Origin of the sequence: Desulfovibrio sp. 1214_IL3152, from assembly GCF_036763055.1 — a bacterium.
Taxonomy (GTDB): Bacteria; Desulfobacterota; Desulfovibrionia; order Desulfovibrionales; family Desulfovibrionaceae; genus Desulfovibrio.
On sequence record NZ_JBAIYW010000239.1, the window covers coordinates 1 to 1555 of the forward strand.

Here is a 1555-nt window from a genome sequence, read left to right on the forward strand (position 1 = left end):
CCGCAGCCCGCAGGCCCATGCCGCCAGGCTGCAAAGGCTGCGCGCCCGTGGTCCGGCAGGCTTTAAAAGAGGTGAACACTGCGCCGTCCACGGTCGAAAACCGTGTATTCTCTGAAGCCGAAGGCGCTGGCGTATGAGGCAAGACGGGCGAAGCCGTAGCCCACGTCATCGGTAACGTGGGCGTCCGAGGCGAAGCTTATGGGCAGCTCCATTTCCGCAGCCATAACCATGATGGGCGGCGCGGGATAGATTTCGCGGCATGCCTTGCGTATGCCGGCGGACGAGATTTCCATGCTCATACCAGAGTTGCGCAGGGCGGTCAGGCCCCGGCGCGCAAGTTCCCGGCTTTGCGGCTTGTTCAGCCAGACGTGAAACTGCTCTACGGAAAAAATCTTGATAAGGTCAGGGTGGGCCGCGATATGGAACATCCCTGAAGCCAGCATGGCCTCCCAGGCTTCAAAATAGCGCGTATACTGTATTTCGCACTCTTCCTGCGACATGACCTTCCACGGGTCGGAGCCGTCGTCAAAACCCCAGCGCCCGATAAAGTGGACGCTGCCGAGCAGATAGTCAAAGTCATAGGCGGTGCTGGAGGCGCGGGTAAAGTCTGCCTGCCCTTCCAGCCAGTCCATTTCCATGCCGAAAAGCACCCGGCAGGGGCCATTTGCATTGGCCGCCTTGAGGGCCAGCACCTCACGGGCGTAGTCCGGCAGGTGGCGGGTGAGTTTGTCGCGGTACTCGTGTGTATAGTCAAAGCCCGCGGGGCGGGGAGAATGCTCGGTAAAGCCGATAAGCTCAATGCCCCTGGCCTGTGCCGCCGCGTGCATTTCAGCCGGGCTGTTGCCGCCGTGCGAGTATTTTGTATGGGTGTGCAGGTCTGCAAGAATCATGGCGGGTGTTCCTGAATGCTCCGGGATGGTTCCGGCCCCCATTGGCGGGGAGGGTTACTGTTATAGGAGCAGTATGACCCTGAACGGCCCGGCTGGCAAGATGTGGCGGGATGGACGCGCCGCAGCGGGCGCGTTTTGCATGCCGCACGGCAAAAAACGGAAAAAAGTAAAAAACGGGGAGAAAGCCTTTCCCTGTCCTGCCGCAACCCGGCGGTGCATATACCGACAGTGGAAGCTCTCTCCCCGCGTATGTTCTGGCGCAGTACCCCGGCCTACTTGAGCAGGCGCTTCACTATTTCCTGTCCGGCCTTGCGTCCCGCGCCCATGGCAAGGATGACGGTGGCCGCGCCGGTAACGATGTCGCCGCCGGCAAAGACATTGGGGATGGACGTTTCGCCCGTTTCCTCATCGGCCTCGATGTAGCCCCACTTGTTGAGCTTGAGCTTGGGCGTGGCCTCCAGAAGGATGGGATTGGAGCGCGTACCCAGGGCCACGATGGCGAGATCGGTGGGCAGGTCGTACACGTCGCCTTCAATGGCGACGGGGCGGCGGCGACCGGAGGCGTCGGGTTCGCCCAGTTCCATTTTTTGCAGGGTAACGGAGGCGAGACGCATTTCGCTGTCGCCGTTAAAGCATACCGGCGCGGAGAGCATGGCAAACTGCAA

General features: G+C 61.2%; 2 protein-coding genes. Both read right to left on the reverse strand.

Annotation, left to right across the window (positions count from 1 at the left end):
* Positions 1–62: 62 nt before the first annotated feature.
* Positions 63–890, reverse strand: a complete 828-nt coding sequence (locus V6C07_RS05020; protein ID WP_333535268.1) for a histidinol-phosphatase — start codon at positions 888–890, stop codon at positions 63–65.
* Between the two features lie 272 nt (positions 891–1162).
* The coding region (locus V6C07_RS05025; protein WP_333535269.1) for an FAD-dependent oxidoreductase at positions 1163–1555 on the reverse strand (393 nt) is incomplete at its 5' end.